General features: G+C 62.7%; 6 protein-coding genes. All 6 read left to right on the plus strand.

Annotation, left to right across the window (positions count from 1 at the left end; all coding sequences use genetic code 11):
• Positions 1-2 precede the first annotated feature (2 nt).
• Positions 3-2597 (plus strand): phenylalanine--tRNA ligase subunit beta, encoded by a 2595-nt coding sequence (pheT, locus tag E6X30_RS07845; RefSeq protein ID WP_316335989.1) that lies wholly within the window; start codon positions 3-5, stop codon positions 2595-2597.
• Between the two features lie 165 nt (positions 2598-2762).
• Complete coding sequence (locus tag E6X30_RS07850; protein ID WP_061212217.1) at positions 2763-3305, plus strand: arginine repressor; 543 nt, start codon at positions 2763-2765, stop codon at positions 3303-3305.
• 50 nt (positions 3306-3355) lie between these two features.
• Complete coding sequence (locus E6X30_RS07855) at positions 3356-4597, plus strand: argininosuccinate synthase (RefSeq protein ID WP_316335990.1); 1242 nt, start codon at positions 3356-3358, stop codon at positions 4595-4597.
• Between the two features lie 5 nt (positions 4598-4602).
• A complete protein-coding gene (gene argH, locus E6X30_RS07860) occupies positions 4603-6063 on the plus strand; it encodes an argininosuccinate lyase (RefSeq protein WP_316335991.1) in 1461 nt (486 codons plus the stop codon).
• A gap of 72 nt (positions 6064-6135) precedes the next feature.
• Entirely contained in the window at positions 6136-7410 is a 1275-nt protein-coding gene (gene tyrS, locus E6X30_RS07865) for a tyrosine--tRNA ligase (RefSeq protein ID WP_070435824.1), read from the plus strand.
• Positions 7411-7709: 299 nt separating this feature from the next.
• Positions 7710-7906, plus strand: a 197-nt coding sequence (locus tag E6X30_RS07870) for a hypothetical protein (protein ID WP_316335992.1), incomplete at its 3' end; no start/stop codon positions are given.

The raw sequence follows: 7906 nt of genomic DNA on the forward strand, positions 1-7906 counted from the left end.
CAATGCCTCGCATTCCCCTTTCATGGCTCGGCGAACACGTTGAGCTTGCCGATGGCGCTACCGCCGAGGCTGTCGCAGCCTCGCTCGTCTCCGTCGGCCTCGAGGAAGAAGGTATCTTTGGCGCTCAGGTTACGGGGCCCCTCGTCGTGGGCCGCGTCTTGAACCTCGTCAAAGAAACCCACAAAAACGGTAAGACCGTCAATTGGTGCCGCGTCGACGTTGGCGACGCGCACAATGAAGCACTCGACAACCCGAAAGATCCGCAGCCCGGCGAAGAAGTGCCGAGCCGCGGCATCATTTGCGGTGCGCACAACTTCGTCGAAGGTGACCTCGTCGTGGTGTCACTTCCCGGAACCGTTCTTCCCGGGAACTTCGAGATTGCGGCACGCAAGACCTATGGTCACATTTCCGACGGCATGATCTGCTCGACCAGCGAGCTGGGCCTCGGCGAGGATCCCGAGGACGGCATCATCGTTCTCGGCCGCGGGATCGCCGACGGTATCGAAGCGAAGCCTGGCGATGACGCGATCGCCCTTTTTGGCCTCGATGAGGAAGTCGTTGAGATCAACGTGACGCCCGATCGCGGCTACTGTTTCTCGATGCGAGGCGTTGCACGCGAGTACTCCCACGCGACCGGGGCGCGCTTCACCGACCCCGCCCTTGAGATCGAGGTGCCCGAGGCAAGCGGTGAGGGCATTCAGGTCCTCCTCGAAGATGACGCCCCGATCCGCGGCAACGTCGGCGCGACCTCCTATGTCGCCCAGCGCGTGAACGGCGTGGACACCTCGGCTCCTAGCCCTCGTTGGATGCAGCAGCGTCTTTCGCTCGCTGGCATGCGCCCGATCTCGCTCATCGTCGACGTCGGCAACTACGTCATGCTCGATCTCGGCCAGCCGCTGCACATGTTCGATGCCGCGAAGCTTACGGAACCGATCGTGGTGCGCCGCGCTAAGCAAGGCGAGGTGCTCACTACTCTCGACGACAAGGCCCGCACGCTTCACCCCGAGGACCTCGTGGTGGCGGACTCGACCGGCGGGCACGGCGCACGTCCCGTCGCGCTCGCGGGCGTCATGGGCGGAAGCGAAACCGAGGTCGACTCCTCGACCGTCGACGTCGTGATTGAGGCTGCGCATTTCGACCCGACGACTCAGGCGCGCACCGCGCGCCGCCACAAGCTCGTGTCCGAGGCCGGCAAGCGTGGCGAGCGCGGGGTCGATCCTGCGCTGGTGGAGGTTGCAGCCCGGCGTGCCGCCCAGCTCCTCGTCGAGTACGGCGGTGGAACGCTTGACTCGAACCGAACGCACGCGCGCGCCGGAAAGGAGGTCGCGACCGAGATTTCGCTGCCTCTTGACTACGCGGAGCGTGTTGTGGGCGTTGCATACACGCGTGAGCAGGTCGTCGGATCGCTCGAGAAGATCGGCTGCACCGTTTCCTCCGCCGCCGGCGGAGACAACGGAGAGGAAACTCTCACGGTTGTTCCGCCCACGTGGCGCGGCGATCTTCGCATCCCCGAGGATCTCGTCGAGGAAATTGCGCGGCTCGAGGGTTATGACGCGATTGCGTCGAGGCTGCCGTCGGCCCCCGGCGGGCGCGGCCTCACTCGCGCCCAGCGGGCGAGGCGTGCGGTCGCAAATGCCCTCGCTGAGGCGGGCGCGACCGAAGTCGTGAGCTTCCCGTTCACGAACGACAAAACTTTCGCGAAGCTTCGTTTGCCGGAGGATTCTCCGCTGCGCAATGCGGTGCGACTGCTCAATCCGCTCGCTGACGATGAACCGCTCATGCGAACGGCGATTCTCGAAACTCTTCTTCCCGTTGCCCAGCGCAATCTCGCGCGCGGCGAGGATTCGGTTGCGGTCTTCGAGTCCGGTCTCGTTTTCGAAAAGCGAGGCGAACGCGTTCCGCTGCCGAGCGCTTCCTCACGTCCCAGCGATGCCGAGTTGGAGGAGATCGCTTCCTCGCTCGCAAAGCAAGATCGCCACGTTGCTCTCGTGGCGGGCGGCCCCATCACTGCTGCGGGACCGTTGACCAAGCCTCGTGCATGGGACTGGGCCGATGCGATTGCCTTCGCGCGTCGCGTCGCTGCCGCTGCCGGTACCGAACTCGTGGTCGAACAGGGAACGGCGAGTGCTTTCCATCCGGGTCGCACGGCGATCCTGTCGACCATCGAGGGGGAGCGTGTGGGCATTGCCGGCGAGCTTCACCCGGCGGTCATCAAGGCGTTCAGTCTTCCGAAGAACGCGGCTGCGTTTGAGCTTGATCTCGAAGCCGTGATTGAGTCCGCACCCGCCGTGGTGCCGGCGGAGCCGATCTCGACGTTCCCGATCGCCAAGGAAGATTTTGCGTTCGTCGTGAATGACGACACGCCTGCCGAGGCCGTGCGTGCGGCCCTCATCGTGGGGATTGGCGATGTTGCGGAAGAGGTTCGCCTCTTTGACGAATACCGCGGTGACCAGGTCCCTGAGGGCAAGAAGTCGCTCGCATTCGCCGTGCGACTTAGGCCTCATGAGAAGACGCTCAAGGGCGCCGAGATCGACGAGATTCGTGCCCGAGCCATCGCCGCGGTTGAATCGGCCGTGGGGGGTGAGCTGCGCGCCTAAGGACTTCGCCCCTCGCGGGTAAGCAGTCGGCCTGAGCCCCGTCGCTTGCATTGAGCGGCGGGGCTCAGGCTTTTTATGTATAGTCATGCATGCGACTGCAATAGAATGCTTTGGTGATGCGCGGTGTGCCGCCCGCGCGAGGACCCTCGGCATGAAAGGACATCGATGAGCGATCAGCCGCAGCAACCGCAGACCAAGATCTCGCGCCAACGCAAGATCGTCGACATCCTGAACCGCACCGAGGTCACATCGCAAACCGCTCTTCTCGCGCTTTTGGAGAAAGACGGCGTGAGCGTTACCCAGGCGACGCTGTCGCGCGACCTCGTGGAGCTGCGTGCCGAAAAGGTGCGCTCGAGCTCCGGTTCTCTCGTGTACATGCTCCCTCCCGAAGGAGGCGAGCGGGTTCACAGTTTGCGACGCCCACCCTCGCAAGAACACTACGCGGCGAGGCTTCAACGCCTTGCGGAAGAGCTGCTCGTGAGCGCGGAGGCGAGCGACAACCTGGTGGTCGTGCGCACGCCGCCCGGGGCGGCACAGTATCTCGCGAGCGCACTGGATCACTCCGTGCTTCCCTCGATCCTCGGCACGGTTGCGGGAGACGACACGATCCTCATCGTCGCTCGCGGCGCAGCGCAGGGGCGCGAACTCGCGTCTACGCTGCGCGAGCTCGCCGACGGTCGCCGGATAACAGCCGACGACCACACGTAGAACACGGATGCGAGCCACCCCGATCCACTCGACATAGGAGGAAAAATCCCATGACAGAACGCATCGTTCTTGCCTACTCAGGCGGTCTCGATACATCCGTGGCTATCGGCTGGATCCACGATGCCACGGGCGCTGACGTCATCGCGTGCGCGGTGGATGTTGGCCAGGGAGGTGAAGACCTCGAAGTAATCCGCAAGCGTGCACTGGACTGCGGAGCCGTCGAAGCATACGTCGCCGATGCACGTGAGGAGTTCGCGAGCGAATACTGCATGCCCGCCCTCAAAGCGAACGCCTTGTACATGGACGCGTATCCGGTCGTTTCCGCCCTTTCGCGCCCCGTGATCGCAAAACACCTCGTGAAGGCCGCGAAGAAATACGGTGCGAGCACCGTCGCCCATGGCTGCACCGGTAAGGGTAACGACCAGGTGCGATTCGAGGTCTCAATTACCTCGCTCGCCCCGGAACTTCAGTGCATCGCACCCGTGCGCGACCTCGCACTCACTCGCGACAAGGCAATCGACTACGCGGAGAAAAATAACCTTCCGATCACCACGACGAAGCACAACCCGTTCTCCATTGACCAGAACGTATGGGGACGCGCGATCGAAACCGGGTTCCTCGAGGATATTTGGAACGAGCCGACGAAAGACGTGTACAACTACACGGATGACCCGGCATTTCCACCGGTCGCCGATGAGCTCGTCGTGACGTTCGAGCGCGGCATCCCGGTCGCGATCGACTCTCGTGCAGTGGGTCCGCTCGAAGCGATCCAAGAGATGAACCGCCGTGCTGGAGCTCAGGGAATTGGCCGCATCGACATCGTCGAGGATCGACTCGTAGGTATCAAGTCGCGCGAGATTTATGAGGCCCCGGGAGCGATGGCGCTCATCGAGGCGCATCGCGAACTCGAGCGTGTGACCCTCGAGCGCGAGCAGGGGCGCTTCAAGCGAGAGGTGCAGGACCGCTGGACTGATCTCGTATACGACGGCCAGTGGTTTAGCCCCCTCAAGCGCTCACTCGAGGCCTTCATCGACGACACCCAGCGCTACGTGAGTGGCGAGATTCGCATGCGCTTGCACGGCGGCCGCGCGACGGTAACCGGTCGCCGCAGCGACAGCAGTCTCTACGACTTCAATCTCGCGACCTACGACGAAGGCGACACCTTCGACCAATCGCATGCGAAAGGCTTCATTGAGATCTACGGTCTCGGCTCGAAGCAGGCAACGGCTCGCGATGAAAAATTCGGCAACGCACCCTCCCTCGAGGCTAACGTCGGCGCTAGCGAGGAGTGAGACACGTGAGCGATACACACGAGACACACAGGCGCACAGATGCGCCGGAGGAATCCGTCGATCGCGTCGCCCTGTGGGGTGGACGCTTTGCCTCCGGTCCCGCCGACGTCATGGCCGCCCTGTCCAAGTCCACCGACTTCGACTGGCGCCTCGCGCCGTACGATGTGCGCGGCTCGAGGGCGCACGCGCGCGTCCTTGCACGCGCGGGGCTCTTGAGTGAGAGCGAGCTTCGCGACATGCTCGCGGCCCTCGACGAGCTCGGGCGACGAGTTGAAACCGGGGAATTTACGCCACACGTGAGCGATGAGGACGTCCACTCCGCCCTCGAGCGAGGCCTCCTTGAAATCGCTGGCCCGGCCCTCGGAGGGAAGCTTCGCGCGGGCCGTTCACGCAACGACCAAGTCGCGACCCTTGGGCGCATGTATATTCGCGACCACGCCCGCGTGATTGCGGCACTCACGCTCGATGTCGTAGACGCGCTCATTCAGCAAGCGTCGGAATACCCCGAGGCTCCCATGCCGGGCCGCACCCACCTTCAACACGCCCAGCCCGTGTTACTCGCGCACCACCTTCTCGCCCACGCGTGGCCGCTCATGCGCGACGTCGAGAGGCTACGTGACCTGGACGCGCGCGCAGCGATCTCGCCCTACGGCTCGGGCGCCCTCGCGGGATCGTCACTCGGGCTTGACCCCGAGGCAGTAGCGGTCGAACTAGGTTTTGATGCGGCGAGCGAAAACTCGATTGACGGCACGTCCGCGCGCGATGTGTACGCCGAGTACTCGTGGTGTCTCACGATGCTCGGAGTCGACCTTTCGCGACTGTCTGAAGAGATCATCGTGTGGAACACGAAGGAATTCGACTTCGTGACCCTGGACGACGCCTATTCGACCGGATCATCGATCATGCCGCAAAAGAAGAACCCCGACGTCGCCGAGCTTACGCGCGGCAAGGCCGGTCGCTTCATCGGCGATCTCGCCGGGCTGCTCGCAACGCTCAAAGCGATGCCCCTTGCCTACAACCGCGACCTGCAGGAAGACAAGGAGCCGATGTTCGATCAGACCGACCAGCTCGAATTGCTCCTGCCAGCATTCGCGGGCATGGTGCGTACCCTCTCCTTCAACACCGAACGAATGGCGTATCTCGCGCCGCGCGGTTTTGCCCTGGCAACAGATATCGCCGAATGGCTCGTGCGCCAGGGAGTTCCCTTCCGCGAGGCTCACGAGATTTCCGGCGGATGCGTCCAACTCGCAGAATCGCGAGGCGAAGAGCTGTGGGACTTGAGCGACGAGGATCTCGCGTCGGTCTCGCCCTCTCTCAAGCCCGAGGTGCGCGGCGTTCTCACAACCCTCGGATCGATCGACTCGCGTTCCTCGAAAGGGGGAACGGGGCGAAAAAGCGTCGCGACCCAGCTTCGACACGCAAAAGTGACCTCGAGCGAACTGCGGGAGTTCGCGAAGCCTCTCTAGGGGGCGTGCGCTACTGTGGAGAAGATGCGCGGTGTGTGAGAGCCGCCCTGACGAAAGGAATGGAGAGGCACGATGGTCAACATCGTTGACGAGCTTGAATGGCGTGGCCTGCTGGTGAATTCGACCGGGATCGAGGCGATCCGCACCGCAGCAAACGAGGGCCCGATCAAGCTCTATTGCGGTTTTGACCCGACCGCGTCCTCCCTCCACGTTGGGCACCTCACACAGATCCTCACCATGCGCCGCTTTCAGCTCGCGGGCAACAAGCCGTTCGCCCTCGTCGGCGGCGCTACGGGGCTCGTGGGTGATCCCCGCATGTCGGGCGAGCGCAAAATGAACTCGGCCGACATCGTGGCGACCTGGGTTGAGTCGCTCCGCGGCCAGATTGAGCGCTTCCTCGATCCCGATGGCGAATTCGGGGTCACGATGGTCAATAACTACGACTGGACCAAGGATCTCAACGTCCTGAGTTTCCTTCGCGATTACGGCTCGCAGTTCCGCATGGGCACGATGCTGTCGAAGGAAATCGTCGCGAAACGACTGAACTCCGAAGAGGGCCTCAGCTACCTCGAGTTCTCGTACCAGATTCTCCAAGCGATGGACTTCCTTGAGCTGTACCGACGCTACGGCGTGACGCTTCAGTACGGCGGAAATGACCAGTGGGGCAACATCGTTGGCGGTGCAGAACTGATCCGCAAAGTCGAGGGCGTGCAAACGCATGCCCTCACGACCCCGCTCGTGACGAAGGCCGATGGAACGAAGTTCGGTAAGAGCGAGGGCGGCGCCGTGTGGCTCGATCCCGAGCTCACGAGTCCGTATGCCTTCCACCAGTTCTGGCTCGGAGCTGACGACCGCGACGTGCTCAAGTACCTGCGGTACTTTACGTTCCGTCCCGAGGAAGAAATTGCAGCGGTCGAGTCGGCAACGGCCGAGCGCCCGCATGAACGTGCGGCGCAAAAGCTTCTCGCGGACGATATGACGACCCTCGTTCACGGCGAGCAGGCCACGGCCCAGGCGAAGTCGGCGGCATCGGTGCTGTTTGGGCGCGGAGATGTGCGTGAGCTCGATGGTCCGACGGTTGCCGTGATCGCAGGGGAGCTTCCGTGTGTGGAGCTTCCCGCGACGGCGAACATCGTCGAGGCCTTTACAGCTACCGAGCTTTTGAACTCGAACGGCGCAGTGCGGAGGGCGCTCAAGGAAGGGGGCCTCTCGGTTAATGGCGAAAAGATTGCGGGCGACGTCGACGTTCTTGAGACCGAGCTAGGCGCGTACACCCTGCTTGCCGGTGGCTACCTGCTGCTGCGGCGTGGAAAGAAGAATGCCGCCATGGTGAAAGTTGCAAGTTGAGCACGCGGTGAACTGCTGCTGAACTCGCCTATCTAGCGCCTGCTGCCCCCTCGCTGAGGGCCGCAGGCGCTTTGCATTGTGGCGGTGAGCACGCGTGCGCCCATGTGGCTTGACCAGGGGTGTGGGGTCGCGTAATGTCGTTGTTCGTTGGTTCGCGAAGCCGAAGAAATTCGACTTCCAGCCGCGGCCGAAAGTGGCCGCCGTGAAGATCGTGCACGAACCCCGGGTGAGCATCCGGTAAAGAGTGGCACGAAACACGGTGAGTCAACTTGACCGGGTCGGAAAGGGTTGCTAAGCTAGTGACTCGCGCCGAGAGGTCGAGTGAACTTCCGGCGAACATCAGCTCCTCGCGGGCCCCACGAAAATGGGGTGAGTGGGGTGTGCGTGTGTTGTTTGATATCTCAATAGTGTGTCTGTTTATTGATGCCAATTTTTTTGGCAGGAACATTGAATTTCTTGTTCAATTTCTGGATGGTCAGCGTAATGTTGATTGTTT

It is taken from the genome of Dermabacter sp., from assembly GCF_032550575.1.
Taxonomy (GTDB): Bacteria; Actinomycetota; Actinomycetes; order Actinomycetales; family Dermabacteraceae; genus Dermabacter; species Dermabacter hominis.

What these genes read in the sequence shown, in the direction of transcription:
- pheT (WP_316335989.1), top strand. Translation starts at nt 3, where the DNA reads ATGCCTCGCATTCCCCTTTCATGGCTCGGCGAACACGTTGAGCTTGCC.
- E6X30_RS07850 (WP_061212217.1), top strand. Translation starts at nt 2,763, where the DNA reads ATGAGCGATCAGCCGCAGCAACCGCAGACCAAGATCTCGCGCCAACGC.
- E6X30_RS07855 (WP_316335990.1), top strand. Translation starts at nt 3,356, where the DNA reads ATGACAGAACGCATCGTTCTTGCCTACTCAGGCGGTCTCGATACATCC.
- tyrS (WP_070435824.1), top strand. Translation starts at nt 6,136, where the DNA reads ATGGTCAACATCGTTGACGAGCTTGAATGGCGTGGCCTGCTGGTGAAT.